Source organism: Serratia sp. CoH_134_PS_4, assembly GCF_058190535.1.
The window spans coordinates 105729-124964 of record NZ_JBXWKI010000004.1 but is presented as its reverse complement, the minus strand read 5'-3'; the positions used below and the strand labels follow the sequence as shown (position 1 = coordinate 124964).

Annotated in this window: 22 protein-coding genes, 1 tRNA gene and 1 pseudogene; 11 read left to right on the top strand and 13 right to left on the bottom strand. The window is 52.7% G+C overall.

Annotation, left to right across the window (positions count from 1 at the left end; genetic code table 11):
• Positions 1–107: 107 nt before the first annotated feature.
• A complete protein-coding gene (locus AC2FCQ_RS08955; RefSeq protein WP_490308067.1) occupies positions 108–830 on the bottom strand; it encodes a UDP-2,3-diacylglucosamine diphosphatase in 723 nt (240 codons plus the stop codon).
• Positions 831–840: 10 nt separating this feature from the next.
• Complete coding sequence (ppiB, locus tag AC2FCQ_RS08950; protein ID WP_209636430.1) at positions 841–1335, bottom strand: peptidylprolyl isomerase B; 495 nt, start codon at positions 1333–1335, stop codon at positions 841–843.
• 300 nt (positions 1336–1635) lie between these two features.
• Here ppiB and cysS point away from each other — a divergent pair, with 300 nt between their 5' ends.
• Positions 1636–3021 (top strand): cysteine--tRNA ligase, encoded by a 1386-nt coding sequence (cysS, locus tag AC2FCQ_RS08945; protein WP_209636428.1) that lies wholly within the window; start codon positions 1636–1638, stop codon positions 3019–3021.
• A gap of 68 nt (positions 3022–3089) precedes the next feature.
• On the opposite strand, the gene ybcJ is transcribed toward cysS, so the two are convergent.
• Positions 3090–3302, bottom strand: a complete 213-nt coding sequence (gene ybcJ / locus AC2FCQ_RS08940) for a ribosome-associated protein YbcJ (protein WP_037417915.1) — start codon at positions 3300–3302, stop codon at positions 3090–3092.
• 10 nt (positions 3303–3312) lie between these two features.
• Positions 3313–4179, bottom strand: coding sequence for a bifunctional methylenetetrahydrofolate dehydrogenase/methenyltetrahydrofolate cyclohydrolase FolD (folD, locus tag AC2FCQ_RS08935; RefSeq protein WP_209636425.1), 867 nt, complete (start codon positions 4177–4179; stop codon positions 3313–3315).
• A gap of 209 nt (positions 4180–4388) precedes the next feature.
• Between folD and AC2FCQ_RS08930 the strand changes: the two genes are divergently transcribed.
• The 3 genes from AC2FCQ_RS08930 (at position 4389) to AC2FCQ_RS08920 (ending at position 5111) form a co-directional block, all read left to right on the top strand.
• Positions 4389–4598, top strand: coding sequence for a hypothetical protein (locus tag AC2FCQ_RS08930; protein WP_209636423.1), 210 nt, complete (start codon positions 4389–4391; stop codon positions 4596–4598).
• A gap of 23 nt (positions 4599–4621) precedes the next feature.
• On the top strand, positions 4622–4888 hold the full coding sequence (locus tag AC2FCQ_RS08925) for a hypothetical protein (RefSeq protein ID WP_245209922.1): 267 nt from the start codon (positions 4622–4624) through the stop codon (positions 4886–4888).
• A 146-nt stretch (positions 4889–5034) separates the two neighbouring features.
• A tRNA-Arg gene (locus tag AC2FCQ_RS08920) sits at positions 5035–5111 on the top strand.
• A gap of 37 nt (positions 5112–5148) precedes the next feature.
• Here AC2FCQ_RS08920 and AC2FCQ_RS08915 read toward each other — a convergent pair.
• A pseudogene (locus tag AC2FCQ_RS08915) lies at positions 5149–5313 on the bottom strand (P-loop NTPase family protein); the annotation flags it as partial.
• 236 nt (positions 5314–5549) lie between these two features.
• Between AC2FCQ_RS08915 and AC2FCQ_RS08910 the strand changes: the two are divergent.
• Positions 5550–5903 (top strand): hypothetical protein, encoded by a 354-nt coding sequence (locus AC2FCQ_RS08910; RefSeq protein WP_400768370.1) that lies wholly within the window; start codon positions 5550–5552, stop codon positions 5901–5903.
• 215 nt (positions 5904–6118) lie between these two features.
• Here AC2FCQ_RS08910 and AC2FCQ_RS08905 read toward each other — a convergent pair whose 3' ends face one another.
• Complete coding sequence (locus AC2FCQ_RS08905; RefSeq protein ID WP_490308066.1) at positions 6119–6808, bottom strand: VIT1/CCC1 transporter family protein; 690 nt, start codon at positions 6806–6808, stop codon at positions 6119–6121.
• 289 nt (positions 6809–7097) lie between these two features.
• On the opposite strand from AC2FCQ_RS08905, the gene AC2FCQ_RS08900 reads away from it, so the two are divergent.
• Positions 7098–8642, top strand: coding sequence for a glycosyltransferase family 39 protein (locus AC2FCQ_RS08900; protein WP_490308065.1), 1545 nt, complete (start codon positions 7098–7100; stop codon positions 8640–8642).
• On the opposite strand, the gene AC2FCQ_RS08895 is transcribed toward AC2FCQ_RS08900, so the two are convergent.
• A complete protein-coding gene (locus tag AC2FCQ_RS08895) occupies positions 8627–9562 on the bottom strand; it encodes a LysR family transcriptional regulator (protein ID WP_490308064.1) in 936 nt (311 codons plus the stop codon). The genes AC2FCQ_RS08900 and AC2FCQ_RS08895 overlap by 16 nt on opposite strands.
• A gap of 94 nt (positions 9563–9656) precedes the next feature.
• Here AC2FCQ_RS08895 and AC2FCQ_RS08890 point away from each other — a divergent pair, with 94 nt between their 5' ends.
• Positions 9657–10598 carry an MBL fold metallo-hydrolase gene (locus tag AC2FCQ_RS08890; protein WP_400768359.1) on the top strand — a complete coding sequence of 314 codons (942 nt, stop codon included), beginning with the start codon at positions 9657–9659 and terminating at the stop codon, positions 10596–10598.
• Between the two features lie 22 nt (positions 10599–10620).
• Here AC2FCQ_RS08890 and AC2FCQ_RS08885 read toward each other — a convergent pair whose 3' ends face one another.
• On the bottom strand, positions 10621–10782 hold the full coding sequence (locus AC2FCQ_RS08885) for a YnfU family zinc-binding protein (RefSeq protein ID WP_265554504.1): 162 nt from the start codon (positions 10780–10782) through the stop codon (positions 10621–10623).
• Positions 10783–11096: 314 nt separating this feature from the next.
• The gene (locus AC2FCQ_RS08880) at positions 11097–12158 is read right to left on the bottom strand and encodes an aldo/keto reductase (protein ID WP_490308063.1); all 1062 of its coding nucleotides are present in this window, start codon (positions 12156–12158) and stop codon (positions 11097–11099) included.
• Between the two features lie 97 nt (positions 12159–12255).
• Here AC2FCQ_RS08880 and AC2FCQ_RS08875 point away from each other — a divergent pair, with 97 nt between their 5' ends.
• The 3 genes from AC2FCQ_RS08875 to AC2FCQ_RS08865 all read left to right on the top strand — a co-directional run bounded on the left by AC2FCQ_RS08875 (position 12256) and on the right by AC2FCQ_RS08865 (position 15889).
• On the top strand, positions 12256–13167 hold the full coding sequence (locus AC2FCQ_RS08875) for a LysR family transcriptional regulator (RefSeq protein WP_490308062.1): 912 nt from the start codon (positions 12256–12258) through the stop codon (positions 13165–13167).
• 130 nt (positions 13168–13297) lie between these two features.
• Positions 13298–13849, top strand: a complete 552-nt coding sequence (locus AC2FCQ_RS08870) for a flavodoxin family protein (protein ID WP_209636406.1) — start codon at positions 13298–13300, stop codon at positions 13847–13849.
• A 591-nt stretch (positions 13850–14440) separates the two neighbouring features.
• Positions 14441–15889 carry a GGDEF domain-containing protein gene (locus AC2FCQ_RS08865; RefSeq protein ID WP_245209918.1) on the top strand — a complete coding sequence of 483 codons (1449 nt, stop codon included), beginning with the start codon at positions 14441–14443 and terminating at the stop codon, positions 15887–15889.
• 5 nt (positions 15890–15894) lie between these two features.
• Here AC2FCQ_RS08865 and AC2FCQ_RS08860 read toward each other — a convergent pair whose 3' ends face one another.
• Both AC2FCQ_RS08860 and AC2FCQ_RS08855 read right to left on the bottom strand, forming a co-directional pair.
• Positions 15895–16056 carry a YnfU family zinc-binding protein gene (locus AC2FCQ_RS08860; protein WP_245209914.1) on the bottom strand — a complete coding sequence of 54 codons (162 nt, stop codon included), beginning with the start codon at positions 16054–16056 and terminating at the stop codon, positions 15895–15897.
• Between the two features lie 261 nt (positions 16057–16317).
• Complete coding sequence (locus tag AC2FCQ_RS08855; RefSeq protein WP_404760295.1) at positions 16318–16797, bottom strand: cold-shock protein; 480 nt, start codon at positions 16795–16797, stop codon at positions 16318–16320.
• Between the two features lie 166 nt (positions 16798–16963).
• On the opposite strand from AC2FCQ_RS08855, the gene AC2FCQ_RS08850 reads away from it, so the two are divergent.
• Positions 16964–17473 (top strand): VOC family protein, encoded by a 510-nt coding sequence (locus AC2FCQ_RS08850; protein WP_490308061.1) that lies wholly within the window; start codon positions 16964–16966, stop codon positions 17471–17473.
• A 30-nt stretch (positions 17474–17503) separates the two neighbouring features.
• Here AC2FCQ_RS08850 and AC2FCQ_RS08845 read toward each other — a convergent pair whose 3' ends face one another.
• Together AC2FCQ_RS08845 and AC2FCQ_RS08840 are read right to left on the bottom strand one after the other, a co-directional pair.
• Entirely contained in the window at positions 17504–18334 is an 831-nt protein-coding gene (locus tag AC2FCQ_RS08845; RefSeq protein ID WP_322740273.1) for an amino acid ABC transporter ATP-binding protein, read from the bottom strand.
• Between the two features lie 9 nt (positions 18335–18343).
• A complete protein-coding gene (locus tag AC2FCQ_RS08840) occupies positions 18344–19231 on the bottom strand; it encodes an amino acid ABC transporter permease (RefSeq protein ID WP_490308060.1) in 888 nt (295 codons plus the stop codon).
• Between the last annotated feature and the right edge of the window lie 5 nt (positions 19232–19236).

Sequence of the window (19236 nt, the reverse complement as noted above, 5' to 3'; positions counted from 1 at the left end):
AATGAGGGCGTAGAGCATACCATGAGCGCACGGCAAGGAAAACGGTTGCGTCGCCAGTTTTCACCGTCAAAAGCGCGAATTTTTTACTCGCGCAATATGTCAGGAACTTAGAAGGGGAATTGGATCAATTCGACGGCGTCAGCGCTGACTTTGATCATTGAGCCTTCAACGTGCCAGGCACCCAGTACTGCGCGGTGGGCTTTACCGTTGCTCAGCGTCAGATCATGCACAGCAGGACGGTGTGTGTGACCGTGGATCATCCAGTGAACGTTGTGGCGTAACATTGCCTGTTCAACCGCTTGCGGGTTGACGTCCATAATAGATTCAGACTTGTATTGGTTGCTCTGTTGGCTACGTGCGCGCATTTTGGCGGCGATCTTAAGACGCCAGCGCAACGGCATTGCCAGAAACAGCCGTTGGATCCAGGTGTTATGCACTTTGCTGCGGAATTCTTGGTATGCATGATCGTCGGTACAGAGTGTGTCACCGTGCAGGATCAGTATTTTGCGGCCGTACAGGTCCAGCACCTTTTCTTCCGGCAGCAGCTGCATACCGCTGGCGCGGGCAAAGCGTTTGCCAACCAGAAAGTCACGATTACCGTGGATAAAATAGCAGGGCACACCAGCCTGTTGCAGCGTCTTCAACGCCGCGGCGATTTCACCGTGCAGCGGTTCGGGATCGTCATCGCCGATCCAGGCTTCGAACAGGTCGCCAAGAATGTACAAGGCGTCGGCGTGAATAGCATCTTGTCGCAAAAAGCGCAGAAAACCGGCAGTGATTGCCGGTTCCTGTGCGCTTAAATGCAGATCTGCGATAAACAGCTGGTGCATGCAGCCGCGATTACTCGCTGACGGTAACGCTGGTGATGATCACGTCTTCTACCGGCACGTCCTGGTGCATGCCGCTGCGACCAGTTTTCACGCCTTTGATCTTGTTAACCACGTCCATGCCTTCAACAACTTCAGCAAACACGCAGTAACCCCAGCCTTGCGCGTTTTCGCCGCGGAAGTTCAGGAAGTCGTTGTCAGCTACGTTGATGAAGAACTGTGCAGTCGCGGAGTGTGGATCGTTGGTACGCGCCATTGCCAGGGTACCGATGGTGTTTTTCAGACCGTTGTTGGCTTCGTTCTTGATGGTAGCCTTGGTGTCTTTCTGAGTCATGCCAGGCTCAAAACCGCCGCCCTGAACCATAAAGCCATTGATAACACGGTGGAAAATGGTGTTGTTGTAGAAGCCGTCACGGCAGTAGTTCAGGAAGTTTTCAACGGTAACCGGCGCTTTGTCAGCAAAGGTGTTGATAACGATGTCGCCGTGATTAGTGTGGAAAGTAACCATAGTTTTAGTCCTAACAAGATGAAGTGAGATGTCACGTAGAGCGAGTGAACAATCAGACCGTCGTTATAACATATCTCCTTTAATGAGTCAGCAGCGGCTAAACCGCGCACAGTCTGTGGTAAAAGTAATTTTGTTATATTATAACATTGGTTGTATTCCCTGATTTATCGCCGTTTTCCACGGTTCAGCTCAGCAAAGCGTGGCCTTAACCTTGCATTAGATCAGGCTTCGGGTTTCAATATGCTACTGGGTTAACCCCTAATGACCTTTTTGTTATCACGCACACCACGGAATGTCCCGATGCTAAAGATTTTTAATACCCTGAGTCGTCAAAAAGAGGAATTCAAACCCATTCATGCCGGTAAAGTTGGCATGTACGTGTGCGGGGTAACCATCTATGACCTGTGTCATATCGGCCACGGGCGTACCTTTGTTGCTTTCGACGTGGTGGCGCGTTATTTGCGTTATCTCGGCTATTCGCTGAACTACGTGCGTAATGTTACCGACGTTGATGACAAAATTATCCGTCGCGCGACAGAAAACGGCGAAAGCTGCGATCAACTGACCACGCGTATGCTGGCAGAAATGCATGCCGACTTTGATTCCCTGTTGATCGAACGCCCGGACATCGAGCCACGTGCGACCCAGCATATCGCTGAGATCATTGAGATCACCCAGCGTCTGATCGACCGTGATCATGCGTATGTGGCCAGCAACGGCGACGTGATGTTCTCCATTGACAGCGATCCGCAATACGGTTTGTTGTCACGCCAGGATCTGGATCAACTGCAAGCCGGTGCACGCGTAGAAATCGACGACGTGAAGCGCAACCCAATGGATTTCGTGCTGTGGAAGATGTCCAAGCCGGGTGAGCCAAGCTGGGAATCCCCGTGGGGCGCAGGCCGTCCGGGCTGGCACATTGAATGTTCTGCCATGAATGGTAAGCAGTTGGGTACCCACTTTGATATCCACGGCGGCGGTTCCGATCTGATGTTCCCGCACCACGAGAACGAGATTGCTCAGTCAAGCTGTGCGCATGACGGCCCGTACGTGAACTACTGGATGCACTCCGGTATGGTGATGATCGACAAAGAGAAAATGTCCAAGTCATTGGATAATTTCTTCACCATCCGCGACGTGTTGGGTTACTACGACGCCGAAACCGTGCGTTACTTCCTGATGTCCGGCCATTATCGTAGCCAACTGAACTACAGCGAAGAGAACCTGAAACAGGCACGTACGGCATTGGAACGTCTGTACACCGCGCTGCGCGGTACCGATGCCAACGCTCAACCGGCGGGCGGTGAAGTATTTGAAAGCCGTTTCCGCGAGGCGATGGACGACGATTTCAATACGCCGGAAGCGTATTCAGCCCTGTTTGATTTGGCGCGTGAAGTTAACCGCCTGAAGGCCGAAGACCTGAATGCAGCTAATGGGTTGGCAGCTGAATTACGCAAGCTGGCGAAGGTGCTGGGCCTGTTGCAGCAAGAACCAGAATTGTTCCTGCAAAGCGGTGCACAAGCTGACGATGCTGAAGTGACAGAGATTGAAGCCTTAATCAAGCAACGTAACGATGCCCGTAAAGCTAAAGATTGGGCGCTGGCGGATGCTGCGCGCGATCGTTTGAACGAGATGAACATCGTGCTGGAAGATGGCCCGCAGGGGACGACCTGGCGCCGTAAGTAATTCGCGTTAGGCTAACAAACAAAAAAGGCGCTGGGGTTTACTCAGCGCCTTTTTCTATGGAGCGGGGTTTACGGCTTAACAACCACCTTGCCGCCGTTAAACTCCACGACCTGATCGGCAACGATTTTGCAGCGCTTACGTGTTTCAACTTTACCGTTCACTTTCACCTGCCCATCGGCGATGACTTCTTTGGCGGCACCGCCGCTTTCGCACCAGCCCTGGAACTTGAGCAGATCGCACAGTTCGACGTGCGGGTGATTTTCCAGATTAAAAGTTTCCATACTGCCTTACTTATTTAGGTTGAACGTCGTGATAAACCTCGCAGGCCTGCAAGGTATTTTGGATCAGTGTAGCAACGGTCATTGGGCCAACGCCACCCGGAACCGGCGTAATATAGGCGGCTCGCTCACTGGCGGCATCAAAATCTACGTCCCCGACCACTTTACCACTTTCCAGACGGTTAATGCCGACATCAACGACGATGGCACCCGGTTTAATCCAGTCGCCTGGAATAAAGCCCGGTTTACCGACCGCAACGACCAGCAGATCGGCGTTTTCAACGTGGTGGCGCAGATTTTTGGTAAAGCGGTGCGTCACCGTCGTCGTGCAACCCGCCAGCAGCAGCTCCATGCTCATTGGGCGACCGACGATGTTGGACGCGCCAACCACCACGGCATTCAGACCGTAGGTATCGATGTTATAGCGCTCTAACAACGTCACGATACCGCGTGGCGTACATGGACGCAGCTTAGGCGCGCGTTGGCACAGGCGGCCGACGTTGTACGGATGGAAACCGTCGACGTCTTTATCCGGATGTATGCGTTCCAGCACTTTGACGTTATCGATGCCAGCGGGCAGCGGCAACTGCACTAAAATGCCGTCGATCTCGCCGTCGGCGTTCAGCCTGTCGATCAGCGCCAGCAATTCGGCCTCACTGGTGGTGGCAGGTAGATCGTAGGAGCGGGAGATAAAGCCCACTTCATCACAGGCGCGACGCTTGCTGGCGACGTAGATTTGTGAGGCTGGATTTTCGCCAACCAGCACTACCGCCAGACCTGGAGCACGTTTACCGGCAGCCAGACGTTGTTTAACTTGCTCAGCCACTTCGTTTCTAACCTGCTGCGCAATCGTTTTACCATCAATAATCTTTGCTGACATCAGTGAGGAAATCCATCAATTAAGAAAAGCGGGGAATGACGCTATTTTGTCAGAAGCGGAGCGCGCTGTCAGGCGTTGAATCGCGATCGATGGCGTTTGCTGGGCGTGATTTACGCTTTTTTTATACCAACAGAATGATCCTCTACGCCTTTTTTACCTTGTGCCACGTAAGCTGCAATCAGTGAGATTGCGGTAGGGGAGGAGAAATCATGATGGTCATCACTCGGTTACACTCTTTGCACCAGCCCATCGATAGTCTGGCGTATCCACCAAGACACGTGGGGGAAACCGTGTTCGATTCGTCATTACATCCGGCAGACGTTGCACAGTTGATTGCGCTGCATCAACGTGCTGCACACAAAGCACCGTCCTCATGGATAACGCGTCTGAACGCATTGTGCCGGAGGTTGCACGCATGATAAGCATCAGAGGGGTGGGGCTTATGCTACTGGCGTGGGCCCCGATGGGTCAGGCTTCACTCAATGCCGCACCGGTGAGTGCTGCGTTAAGCCCGCCGCTGTCGGTTGCCTGCAATCTACTGGCGACCGAACATGCTGATTGGGGCAATATCAATGCGATGGTGCATTCAGCACGCATTTGCCTGCAGCGCCCTACGGAGCAACAATCAGAACGTCTTATCGAACCGGCCAATTCCGGCCTGGCTCAACGCAGCGCTGACTCGCCGCTGGATTTAATACAAAACAAATGATGATGTTAACGCCGTGGGCGGGGGCAGTAATGGTTGAAAAAACGCCATAAAGCACGGCTGCCGCCGTAACGTTATGAAAAGGCATTGACTCAGTAACCCCTGACCGTATAATCCCACTCCGCAACTTCCGGTTGCCGCATCCCCATGCGCCCTTAGCTCAGTTGGATAGAGCAACGGCCTTCTAAGCCGTAGGTCACAGGTTCGAGCCCTGTAGGGCGTACCATTTCGATTCAATCAGTTACGCAAAAGCCCCTCACTAAATCATCGGCTTTGATAACCGACAGGATGAGATCCAGCTCAGAGAGAATATTGCGATATAGATATTCATATTCTTTATCCCGTTGCTCACTCTCACCTACACCTGGCAGATCTACCAGTATCAGGCTATGGTCACCAGTGTTCAGTCGAAATCGCAGTACGTCACGGGGTCAGGTGTCGTCGAGAGCGACCCCTATCGCACGGCCAGACAGACTCGATATTGCTAGAGCGACGCAGCCGTTTGTTAGTGCAAATTAAACAGTGGATTTTAGTGGCTCAGGACACTCATCTATTCATGGTTGTGTGACCTTTGAGACAACGATTACCAAGTGATGCTCAGCTTCTTAATAGATAACGTTCATGGGCTGTATATGGATACAGTGTCAATGACAAGGAGCCTCACATGGCAAATCTGATTATTAGCGAAAACAACGACATTACTTTGACCCCAGAGCAAGCTAAGACTCTTACTAAGGTTGAAGTCGCAGGCCAGTTTGAAAATGCTGTATTGCTGAACAAATACCTTGGCCGCATGTCAGTGCCAATGGAACCAGGTACTGAATTCGATGAGGTTCTGAACACAGTTCCTGCATACTCGCTGGCTATCTCTGTCGATGGGCGTTGTTTTTCTGGCGTAGGTGCTCCGACAGTATCAGCCGCAGGAGACACCTGGGAATTCAAGTATCCATTTATCCTGCTCGAAAGCTACGCAGAGCAGGTAACTACCCAACACATTCCGGTTTCGCAACCGGCATAACCAAAGTAAATCAATCCCGGCTTATGTCGGGATTTTTTACGTTCATTATCCGGTATCGGGTAATGAACCCTGCAAGGGGGAGGCATGGTGATTACGTCAGCCTTGGTATTCGGTCGGTCCTTTTCTACTTCTACGACGGTAAGATCCGCACAGTCTTGATGGATGCATTTCTCACCGGCTTCATGAGGATATTAGCCGAGGCTGAGGAGCAGTATTTAGCCGGCTATCGAACCAAAAAGCGCCCCCACGCCCGATGACATCGCCATTGCCAGGGCACTCCAGAATGTAATGCGGACCATGCCGGGAAGGATTGGAGCACCGCCTGCTTTAGCGGCAACGCCACCCAGAATGGCCAGAGATAGCAATGCTGAAAGGGCAATTGCTGGGATCGCCCACGGGCCTGTGACAATCACGGCGACCAATAAGGGTAAGATTGCCCCAGCCGAGAAACTCGCTGCAGAGGCCAAAGCCGCCTGCAAGGGGCGGGCGGTGGTGATTTCCGATATGCCTAACTCCTCACGCGCATGTGCGGCTAAAGCGTCATGGCTCATCAGTTTTTCAGCCACTTGTTTTGCCAGCGTAACGTCCAGACCACGATGGACATAAATTGAGGTTAACTCGCGAAATTCACCCTGAAAATCGGCATCCAACTCGGCCTGTTCTTCCGCCAGGGCGGCTTTCTCGGTGTCTGACTGAGAGGATACGGAGACATATTCACCGGTTGCCATCGACATCGCCCCGGCAACCAAACCGGCAATGCCGGTTAGCAGAATACTTTGGTGGGTGACGTTGGCCGATGCTACCCCGAGCAGCAAGCTCGCAGTAGAGACGATCCCATCATTAGCGCCAAGGACTGCGGCTCTGAGCCAACCTATCTTCTCTATGCTGTGTCGTTCTCTGTGCATGATGGCGTTCCCTTTTTACGGCGCTGCCTGTCAGCGGGTTGTGTTCGGCCTCTTTAGTTTAGCGTGGCTTTTCGGGCGGCTGCCGGCAGGACAATGCGTGAGTATTCTCTGTCTGGGATCAGGTATCTGAAGGGGGAACCCGTGGTTCACGGGCGGAGTACCCAGAATGTAATTTTTCCGGAAAAGATTCACGGACTTTTTCGCGATGATTGAGTCGCCATTTACCTCTTCTCGGCAATGATGACACCGCGTCTCCACATTGTGTGGAACAACTCGGTGGAATGTGGCTATGTCACTGCAACAAATATCAAATACTTCCTTGATGAACAACAGGGTGAAGGGCATCGGCTATAGGCATTATGCGTATCTGATCGTGATATTCGCGGCGGTTATTCGGTTTATTTCTTTAACCGACAAATATTTTTGGTGTGACGAGGCATCCAGCGTTCTGACCAGTCGTTATGACGTGGGGGCATTGTTGTACCACGCTTCTTTTGACGTTCATCCCCCGCTTTATTATCTGTTACTGCATGGTTGGATGTCCCTGTTCGGTGACAGTATCCTGGCGGTCCGTTCGCTCAGTTTGGTATTTGGCGTCATTACGGTCGCATTGACAATCAAACTGACCCGCTGGATTGCCGGCAAACGGGCAGCGCTACTGGCGGGTTGGTTAGTCGCGATCATGCCGATGGCAGTGCGCTACAGCCAGGAAGCGCGAATGTATGCGCTGATGGGCATGTTGACGATTGCAGCCACCATGGCGTTGATGATGTGGCTGAAAAAACCGGACAACCGGCGCTATTTGTTCGCCTATGCGTTGCTGATGACGCTGAGTTTTTATACCCATTACTTCACCATTTTTGCTTTATTCAGTCATTGGATAGTATTGCTGGCTTTATCGTTCCAGCGTGATGAGCCAGTGAATTATCTCAAACAACCGGCCTGGTGGTTGGCCAACCTGGCGATAGGGTTGGCCTATATCCCATGGCTGTTAGTGCTGTTCGATTTGTTGACTCATATTGCAGAACTGAGAGTTGGCGGGGATGTGGGGTGGATACCTCAGGTTGAGTGGAGCGACTTACCCGCTATGTATTGGCGCTTTTTCGCCGGTAATGATGGCCGAGGCTATCCTGGGATAATTTTTTGGCTATTGCCGCTGTGCTTCGCCGGGTTGTCGTATTTGTGGCTGCGGGGGCGGCAAAGCGACAGGAAATATCCTTTGCTGTTGCTGTGCAGCGTATTTCTTCCGGTGACCCTGCTGTTTATCATTTCATTGCGTACACCCTTGTTCGTCGACCGTTATTTGTTTTTCGCCTCATTAGGTATTCCGATCATCCTGGCCATTTTAATTACGGAAAGCGAAAATAAAGCCTATAGGATCTCATTACTGTTGCTGGTCGGTTTGTTGTTCGGTAGTGGGCTACAGAATGATTATTCGTCAGACAAAGATCAGTTTAAGGGGATGGTGCACTATATCAACAACGGCTACCAGCCTGGGGATGCCGTTGTTGTCAGTAATATGTTTAATTACCTGAGCTACGTGTATTACAACAAAAAAGATTATCGTGCATTGTTGTATACGCCGGCCAAGCCCAATGGGCTTTCCGGTAAACCCAATGCCTACGGGTTCGGTACCTTTTTCCACGATCGGGCGGCGCAAACTTACGTCGATAATCTGAAGTCCTTGTCTGCGACCCATCGTCGGGTTTGGTTGGTCAGCGGCGGTGATTTCAATCAGGATTTTGGTCGCACGCAGCCGGGGTGGGTCAATACAAGCACCTTTAAAAGCGGCGGATTCGAGTCACGGCTGTTTGTGGTTCACTCCGCCAGATAATAAGTGGATGCCACCAGCGCACGTATCCGCTCCATCAGCCACAGTAACGCGGGGTCCTGACTGCGCTTGTGATGCCACAGCATGGCCACTTCGAAAGGTGAGAGATCTAGCGGTAGCTCGCTGTGCTTCAGGCCGTAATCCTGACTCCAGATTTTGCCCAGCCCTTCAGGTACGGTGGCCAGTGCCGGGCTGCGCTGCAGGATCAGCGGCAGTGTGGCGAAGTGCGGGCTGGTGTAACGCACCATACGCTGCAGCCCATGAAGGGTCAGTTGTTCATCGATAGCGCTGGTGTTTGCGCCACGGTAGGAAACCAACAAGTGGTCGTTAGCAATGTAATTCGCCAGCGGCAGCGGGGTAGGCAGGTTTAGCTGTCCCGGATGCCACAGAGTGCAGAAGCGCATCTTGGTCAACACTTCTCGCCGCAGCCATTTAGGCCCGGATGGTGCGACGGAAATGGCCAGGTCAATACGATCCTGTTCCAGTGCATCACTGTCCTGGAATGGATCGGTGGCCACCACGTTTAGAGTGATACCGGGTGCCTGCTGTTTCAGGTCAGCCATTAGCGCGGGCATCAGCCACATTTCGACCCAATCGGCCATGCCTATCCGGAAGCTGTATTGCGCCGTGGCGGCAACGAAATTGGGTGGCTGGAATAGCACCTGCTGCATCTCTTCCAGCAGGGGTGTCAATGCCAGCACCAGCGTTTGCGCCCTTGGGGTGGGTTCCATACCCTGAGCGGTACGGATAAACAGTGGGTCATTGAACATGTCACGCAGACGTGCCAGTGCACCGCTGACGGCCGGTTGCCCCAGATACAGCTTTTCTGCTGCCCGCGACACGCTGCGTTCACGAAACAGTACCATCAGTACCGTCAGTAGGTTCAGGTCGATACGACTAAAATCATTTTCTCTGATGTTCATAATCATTCCAATCAATTTGAATGATGTTAACTGCCGCTACCATAATCTCCGTCAGCGTTAAAGGCGACGCATTTTTCTAACTGAAGGGGATGTTATGAAGCTGCTTTCTGCGCTGGCATTTGCCGGCTTACTGTTGACGGGGGCCGCCGTGGCGGAGCCGCAGGTCCAGGCACCGGGTTATTACCGCATGCCACTGGGTAAATTTGTCATTACCGCCGTGTCCGACGGCACGGTGACCATTCCGCTCGATAAATTGTTGACCCATATCTCGCCGCAGGCGCTGAAGCAAAGGATGGCCCAGGAGGCGATGACGCCGCAGGCGGAAACTTCAATCAACACCTTTGTTATTGATACCGGCAAGCAGCGAGTATTGGTTGATACGGGGGCCGGACCGTTATTCGGCAAAGCCGGTGGGCACCTGTTGGAAAATCTCCGTGCGGCGGGGTACCCAGCGGAAACCCTGGACGCGGTGCTGTTGACCCACATACATGGCGATCACTCTGGCGGAGTGTCGTTAAACGGCAAACCGGCATTTCCTAATGCGCTGGTTTATGTCGATAAAAAAGACGTGGATTTTTGGTTGAACACGGCCAATCTCAGCAAGGTGGAGGCGAGCCAGAGGCATACCTTCAAGGAGTCGGCAGATTCGCTTAACCCGGTGATCGCCGCCGGTAAGCTGAAAACCTTCACTGCGCCGCTAAAAGTACTGGACGGTATCCAGGCGCTACCGGCACCGGGCCACACGCCGGGCAGCGTGGTCTATCGGGTCGAAAGTGAAGGGCAAACGCTGGTATTGTGGGGCGATATCATTCACGCCAAGGCGGTGCAAATGCCGGACCCTGAGGTGGCGATCCATTTTGATGTGAACCAGCAGCAGGCAGTGCAAACCCGAGAGCGTATTCTGGCACAGGTGGCGCGTGAGGGCGATTGGGTGGCCGCAGCCCATATCTCATTCCCCGGACTGGGCCATGTGAAGGCCGAGGGCAACGGCTACCGCTGGGTTGCCGCTAACTATACCACTCAGCTTTCGCACTAAAGGCGGTGAGGTGTTGAAGACACTATTTTTCGTCAGGAAGGAAATAGTGGCCGCATTTAGGGCAAATCATGGTGATGTTTTTACGCACTTTCCGGCGATTTTGTTCAGAAACGTGAGCGCACTTTGGACAGGTCATTTTTACTGATGTGTCGCTGAACATCTTAAGGGCTTCAAAGATAGACATATCTTTCACCGGGTCGATGTAGGGAAACTCACTCTACCATTCAGCGTCATCAATAGCCCTTTACTGATGATTTATTCATCATTTCTGTGAGCGCGATGGGGGAATTTTTGCTGCCCTGAACACAGGGCGCTGCAGTAAAAATGTCACATTTCCATCCGGCGTTACATCTGCCGGATCAACCTTACGCAGGGATGACAGTTCTATACATTGAGGCTGGTAGTTTAACAGCTACCCGATGATGTTGTGTGTTATCCATTCCCTGTAGTGTAGTACCCATCCCTGTTAAGTTTATCCCGCCTTGAGCGGGATTTTTTTTATCTGCGTGAAATCACGAGTTCTCCAAACATAATGTCGCGTGAGGCCTGCAACGCCAAAAAATCATGAGGGAAACCTAGCTCAACGGCGCTGGCGATTTCCAGCCGTTGCCATTGATCTTCCGTTAGTCTGACATCCAACGCCCCCAGATTATCTTCTAGCTGCGCCTGTGTGCGTGCGCCAATAATGGGGGCGGTTACCGCCGGATTTCGTAACGTCCAGGCCAGGGCCACTTGCGAAGGACTGAAGCCGGACGCGTCGGCCAATGATTGCATTGTTTCGGCAATAGAAATATTGCGTTCGGTGAGCATACCTTTATTGCGTATCATAGCGCGTCGGGTACCGCTTTCTTCCTCCAATGGCTGCAGGTCTTGTCGGCTGTATTTACCGCTTAATATACCCCCAGACAGCGGCGACCAAGGGATAACACCCAAACCTAATTCACGTGCCATCGGGATCAGCTCACGCTCTACGGTGCGTTCCAGCAGGCTGTATTCGATCTGTAGGCCAATCAACGGTGACCAACCGCGTAAATCGGCCAGTGTTTGCATTCTGGCAGCTTGCCAGGCAGGAAGATCCGAAACCGCCAGGTACAGCACCTTACCGGCACGCACCAGATCATCCATGGCGCGCATAATCTCTTCCACCGGAGTGGTGAAGTCCCAGGCATGCAGATACAACAGATCGATATAATCGGTGTTCAGGCGCCGCAGACTTTCCTCCACCGAGTGGATCATACTTTTGCGGTGGTTACCGCCCGAATTAGGGTCGTCTATCTGCATGGGGAGCGTGTATTTGGTGGCAATCACCAAGCGATCGCGGCGTCCGGCTGCGAATTTTCCCAAAAAGCGCTCGGCGCTGCCTTCGGTGTAGCGGTTGGCGGTATCGATGAAATTGCCGCCGCGTTCGACATAAACGTCAAACAGACGGCGAGCCTCTGCCTGTTCCGCCCCCCAGCCCCAGTCGGTGCCGAAGGTCATGGTTCCAAGAGCTAATGGGGAGACTCGCAGGCCGGAACGGCCGAGTAGGCGGTAGTGGTTTAGGGCCAGTGATGTTTGCATCAGGTGTTTCCTCTGTGGTTTTTCTCAAGGATAGGCCCCGTCTAGCGTGTATTGAATACGCTATAATCTTCATGAATTATTAAGGATGGAGAGCATAATGAGAGGGAGTGACTTTGCAGAACTGCGCGCCTTTGCTGCCATTGTTGAATATGGCAGCTTTGCCCGTGCGGCAGTGCAATTGGGTATGTCCGCTTCAGCGCTTAGCCAAACGCAGCGTAATCTGGAAGCTCGGCTGGGTGTGCGCCTGTTGAATCGCACGACCCGCAGTGTGGCTCTGACTCAGGCAGGGGAGCAGCTGTTGGCCCGACTAAGGCCGGCGATGGCTGAGATTGAGTCTGCTGTTACACAGACTGCGGCATTACGGTTGCAGCCTGCAGGCACGCTGCGGCTCAATGCGTCCAGTCTGGCGGCTATCCATTATTTGGCCCCGCTGTTGGCCCCGTTTAATGCACACTATCCTGACATTATTGTGGACCTGAGCGTGGAGGATCGGCTGGTAGACATTGTGGCAGCCGGTTTTGACGCGGGTGTGCGCCTGCATGAGCGGCTGCCGAAAGATATGGTGGCCGTAGCACTGGGTGACAAACAGCGGATGTGCGTGGTGGCTTCTCCCACTTATTTGGCCCGCTTCGGAACACCGCAAACACCCGATGCGTTGCGCCAGCACCGCTGCCTGAATACTCGCTGGCCGACCAACGGCAACCTTTACCGCTGGGAATTCGAGCGTGATGGGGAAGTATCGGAGATCGCAGTGGAAGGCCCGCTAATTGTGGACGATCCGCAGGTTCTGATTCGTGCGGCAACTGATGGGCTGGGCGTTGCCTATTTATTTGAGAGCCAGGCTAGCGAAGCCTTGCGAGCCGGGCAGCTATTATCGTTATTGACGGCCTGGACGCCGCCGTTTCCTGGTTTTTACCTTTATTATCCTGCCAATCAGCAAATGCCACGCCCACTTCGCGCGTTTATCGATTTCGCACGGCAGCAAAGTGTGAAGGTTGTGGGGGGATGAGCAGCGTCCGGTTTTTTTGAATAACTCTGTCAGATAAATTTGGTATTCACTCCGGGGTCAGTTGATTAGTCTGGATATGACTAATCATGGGCGGCTTCGGCGCCCGACGGAAACGACCTTGGAGTTTCATATGGCGAAGACAGTGGTTATCTTTCATTCCGGCTACGGCCACACCGAGCGTTTGGCAAAAGTTGTCGCGCAAGGGGCAGAGGCAGAACTGATCGCTATCGATCAGGAAGGCAATATCAGCGATGAAGCCTGGCAGAAACTGGATGAGGCGGATGCAATCATCTTTGGTTCACCGACCTATATGGGTGGCCCATCCTGGCAATTCAAGAAGTTTGCTGATGCCAGTTCAAAAGCCTGGTTTAGCCGCAAATGGCAGGACAAGGTTTTCGGTGGGTTTACTAACAGTGCCAGCCTGAATGGCGACAAGCAAGTGACGCTGATCGCGTTGCAAACGCTGGCTTCGCAGCATGGTGGTCTGTGGGTCAGCCTGGGATTGATGCCTGCTAATACCAAATCGGCACAGCGCACCGACGTAAACAATCTGGGTGGGTCAGTCGGGCTATTGGTGCAAACACCCGCCGACGCCAGTGTGGATGAGATGCTGTCGGGCGATTTGGAAACTGCCAGCTTATACGGCCAACGTGTTGCGGGCTTTGCTGCCAAACTGGCGTAACGGTTAATCCCCTTTTCGTCAACGAAGGGGGGGTATTGCCCTCGCATTGTGCTTTTATAGGCATGGTCTTGCTCATTTTCTCTACACAATTGACGCGTAAAATGGTGCGTGTTATTAGCCTGCTTGGGCTAACACTGCATTTCGTACAAATATTCCCGGTTCCTAGACCGGGTTTTTTGTTGCTAAGGTGTGCTTAAGCTTCTGGCGATACAATGAGCAGCAGCACAGGCATGCAATGGCTGTGTCGTAACTGTCGATTAGCTGCTCTTCAAGCGAGCCCGCACTGTGCGGGCTTTTTTTATGAATTGCGCTTCTGGGCGAGTTACAGGAAAATATTGGCCAGCAGAACAGCAAGGTGGCAAATAATACCCTCCTTTATTTTATGGTTTTTGTGTTAATGCTGTCTGACATGGGTTTGCGCTATGCTGATAGATATCTCTGGGTATTATTGTCGGGCGAGCTGCCATTTATTTCGTTTTGAATTGTCTCTATTTTTTACGTTAAGGTCCGGTTGTCATGTCTTCCTCATTATGTTTGTCGGGGGAATATGCGTAGAATTTCTCTGGTTATTATCAATATATGGGTAAGGCGATGAACGCCAGAATAAACACCAAACATAGCCTGCCTGCCGCCGTCCAGTTGATCACACTTTTTCTGCTGGCATTTTTACTTTCACTGCTGGGTATTTTTACTCGCCCAATAGGCTCACTTTCCCTGTTTTGGCCGGTGAATGCGATTTTGCTCGGCCTGTTATTACGCAAGCCTGCTTATGCCACCCCGGCGGGGTGGGTCATCACCTATCTTGGGATGATTGCGGCTGATTTGGCTAATGGTGAAAGCCTATCATTGGCTATGTGGCTTAATGCTTGCAACATGTCGCTGATTGGTACCGGTTATGCCGTAATGCTGATGCTGCCGAAGTCGCAGCGCCGGATGGGTAAACCTCAGGCAATACTGTATATGTTTACCGCTAGCCTGAGCGGGGCGGCCGTGGCTTCGACTTTGTCGATATTGCGTAACGAAAGCCTGTACAACAACACGGCGGTGATCGCCTGGCTGGCGTGGTTCAGCGAACAATTCTCAACCAATTTACTGTTATTGCCGGTGCTGCTGGCGGCACCGCGGCTCAAGCAACTGCTGCGAATGCAGATCAACTACCGACTGCGTGGCAGTATGCCGCTGTTTGCCCTGTTGTTTTCGTTGGCGTTCAGTGTGTATATCGGTGGGCCGGGCGCCATTGCCTTCCCTATCCCGGCGTTGTTGTGGTGCGCGGTGCGTTACCAGCTGTTCACTGTGACCTTGCTGACACTGCTGACGGGCATGACCGAGATCAGCAGCATCTCCGCCAACCTGATGCTGTATGAAACGCCGAACAACCACAATGCGTTTCTCGATACGCTGATGTCGGCCCGCCTGGGGATCGCCATGTTGGTTATGGGGCCGCTGATTCTGGCGAGTTCGATCGCCGTTAATCGCAAGCTACTCCGGCGGCTGGAGCACAGTGCTAATCACGACTTCCTTACCGGGGTACTGGCGCGTAACGCACTGACGCGCAAGGCGGGCGAGTTGTTGGAGCATAAACATAAGTCGAAAGAGGCGGTGTCGCTGCTGCTGATCGATATCGACCATTTCAAGCAAATTAACGACACTTACGGCCATTTGGTTGGCGATCAGGTATTGGCTTCCTTTGCGCATGTCGTTCGACGCGAGCTGCGTCACGATCAGCTCTTTGGCCGCTTGGGTGGGGAAGAGTTTGCCATCATGCTGCCGCGTGCGCTGGCGGCGCAAGGGTTGGCTTTGGGGGAGCATTTGCGGCAATTGGTAGAAAAGGCTGATGTGTATCCCAGAGGGAAAACGCCGTTAAACATTACCATCAGCGTCGGCGTTGCCAGTTTGGCGATGAACGAAGTGAAGTCGCTGGAACAGCTCATGAATATGGCGGACATCGCGCTTTATCGCGCCAAATCGCAGGGGCGTAACCGTGTTGAGTCGTTTAATGTGGTCAGTGGCAACAGTGTTGGCCACATTATGTTCAAGTAGGTTTTTTAGTTCTGTTTGGGTTCAAATTCCGTGCCGCAGTTTGGGCAGATCAGCATGACATTTTTTCGTAGCGTGGCGCATTTTTGGGTGGTGACGTAAGCGCATTTAGGGCAGGCGATTTTAGTCGAGCGGTTAATGAAGCTTTTAACACTACTGGTATCAGACATAATGAATGGCCTGTGTCAGGTGAAAACCCACGCTAACACAGGTGATATCAAATTGCTTTGAATGTTTTATACCCGTCGCCTTTCAAGCTGCAGCGGTCCCGCAGTTACTGTAGGGGGCGAATATATTCGCCCCGACTAATGCGGGCGCAGCATGCAGCGCCCCTACCATACCTGGGGATGTACAAATGCCGCGAGAGCATGGACGCGCTAGAGCGGCCAACTCGAAATTCATAGGGTATATGCGGCTGGCGGGGGTTGTGATTACAGGCTTTTCAGCACTTTCAGCGTTTCATCCATGTCGATCTCGTGCTCCGAGAAAGTGTAGGTGTCGTTCTGGAACGTGGTGATTGTCAGCATACGCAGCGTCTGCATGGTTTGCGCCGCATCTTCGGACTGCGGACGAATGCGATTCATCAACAGGCCTACAGACAGCACTGTGTTTTCTTTATCCACGTCCGCTTTCACCGGCACTTCTTTGGTGAAGGTGTTGAAGGATTTAATGCTGGTGATTTTGATTCTTTCGTTGGCGATGATGATGTACTTGCTCGATGCCAGTACCTTGACCGCAAACGCCGAAGGGCCCTTGGTATTGTTGGTCGGCTCGAAAGTCACCGCCGCGTTTTTCTTGATCAGCTCCGGATTCTGCACTTTAATCACGTGAAAATAACGATTTTCCCCGTTCTCATCGGTAATAAAGCCGAAGCCTTTGTCTTCAAAAAAAGTCGTTATCTTGCCGTTCATCATCATTCTCATAAAGTCGTTCAATACAGTGCTTATGATAGCGCGGAATGCCTTGCAGTGACAGATTGTGTGCCCAGCATTTGATAATGCAATAACGGCATTTAGCGGGTTTCTGCCCGCATGCTATTTTCAGCCTGACGTTATTCATTTCTGACAAGGAAAATAGATGGGAATTAAACGGCTAAATCATGCGGTTCTGTATGTCAGCGACGTGCAGCAGAGCGCGGATTTTTATCATCAGGTTCTGGGTTTTAAGCTTAAAGCCACCGATAACCCTGACAAAGCAGTGTTTACCCAAGCCGCTGATTCAGAAAACGATCACGACTTGGCGTTGTTCAGCAAGAATCTGGGGCAGCAGCGAGCGGGGGTATTTCGTGCGAACGGTGAACCACCGGCGGAAAATGAGCCACCGGCCGGGTTGTACCATTTGGCGTGGGAAGTCGATAGCCTGGAAGAACTGGAGCGCATTCGCGATCAGTTGGCACAACGCGGTATTCTTGGGCTTGAGGAAGACCATGGCGTGCATAAGAGTATTTATGGCCACGATCCGGACGGGTTGCTGTTTGAAGTGACCTGGTTTATTCCGGCTGCGTTGCTGACGGAACAAGATCGTAACCAGCAGGGTATCAAGCCGCTGGATTTCGATGCCGAAAAACGCCGTTTCGCAGTGGCATGAATAAGTGGGGCGCGTTTTGCGCCCCACCGGTTACAGCACCTTGTTGAGAAAATTGATGGTGCGATGATGCTGTGGATGGTTCAGTACTCGACGCGCATCGCCCTGTTCGACAACCTTTCCATCGACCATAAACACAATCTGATCCGCTGCCTCGCGCGCAAAGCCAATCTCATGGGTCACCACCACCAGCGTTACGCCCAGATCCGCCAGTCCTTTGATCACATCCAGGACTTCCCCAACCAGCTCTGGATCGAGTGCGGAAGTGGGCTCATCAAATAGAATGACTTTGGGGTTTAACGCCAGTGCGCGGGCAATGGCGATGCGCTGTTGTTGACCGCCGGACAAATGGCGTGGATAAGCGTCGGCTTTGTGGCGCAGACCAACAGTGTCCAGCAGCTGATAGGCGACGTCTCTGGCCTGTGCTCGCGAGTAAATTTTATGGACTACCGGCGCTTCAGTGATGTTTTCCAGTACCGTTAGGTGAGGGAACAGATTGAAGTTCTGGAATACATAGCCGACATTGATGCGCTGTTTGAGAATGGCATGCTCTTTTAGCTCATACAGCTTGTCCCCCTTGCGGCGATAGCCAACGTAGTCACCGTCGATACGGATAAACCCTTCGTCGACGCGCTCCAGGTGGTTAATAGCGCGAAGCAGCGTAGATTTTCCTGAACCTGATGGCCCGAGAATCACCGTGACGGTACCCGGTTGCAACGTTAGGCTGACGTCGTCCAGAGCCTTGTGCTTACCGAAAAACTTGCTCACGTTACTGATTTCAATCAGGCCACGTGCGGGCACTGGCGCGATGCTGCGGACCGACGCTTCTTCGCGCAGGGCATAATAATCAATGGCTTCGGACATGGGATTCTCCTAACGTTTTAACCAGCCAGCCAGTTTCTGCCATGGCGTCGGCGGCAGTTCGCGCACCGCGCCACGGGCGAAATAGCGCTCAATGTAATACTGGATGACTGACAGCGCCGTGGTAATGAACAGGTACCAGACGGTGGCGACCATCAGCAGCGGAATGACCTGCTGGGTGCGGTTATAGATAACCTGGATGGTGTAAAACAGCTCTGGCAGTGCCAGCACATAGACAATGGACGTTCCCTTCGCCAGGCTGATGATTTCGTTGAAGCCCGTCGGGATGATGGAGCGCAGCGCCTGTGGCAAAATAATACGGAAAGTACGGCGGTAGCCTGGCAGGCCGAGTGCGGCAGCAGCTTCATGCTGGCCGTACTCCACGCCAATAATGCCGCCGCGGATGATTTCTGCGGTATAGGCAGATTGGACCAGCGTGAGCCCGAGTACGGCGACGGAAAATTGGCTGAGGATATCAATGGTCGGGTAGCTGGCGAACACCACGGAAGTAAAGGGGATCCCCAGTGAGATGGCATCATACAGGTAAGAGAAGTTATACAGGATGATCAACACCAGAATCAGGGGGAGCGAACGGAACAGCCAGATGTATCCCCATGCCAAGGACGCCAACAGGTAAGATCGCGACAGTCGCGCCAACGCCAGCAGGGTGCCAAGGATGATGCTGAACAGGGTGCCGAGCAACGTCAGTAGCAGAGTCTGCCCCAAGCCCGACAACACTGCAGGTGCAAAGAACCATTCGGCAAATACACCCCATTCCCAGCGCTCGTTAACCGCGACTGACTGCACAATAGCCGCCAGAATAAAGACCGAAAACAGCGCGCCTACCAGCCGGAACGGGTAGCGTGCGGGCACCACTTTTAAGACTTCTTGTTTGGACATTACGG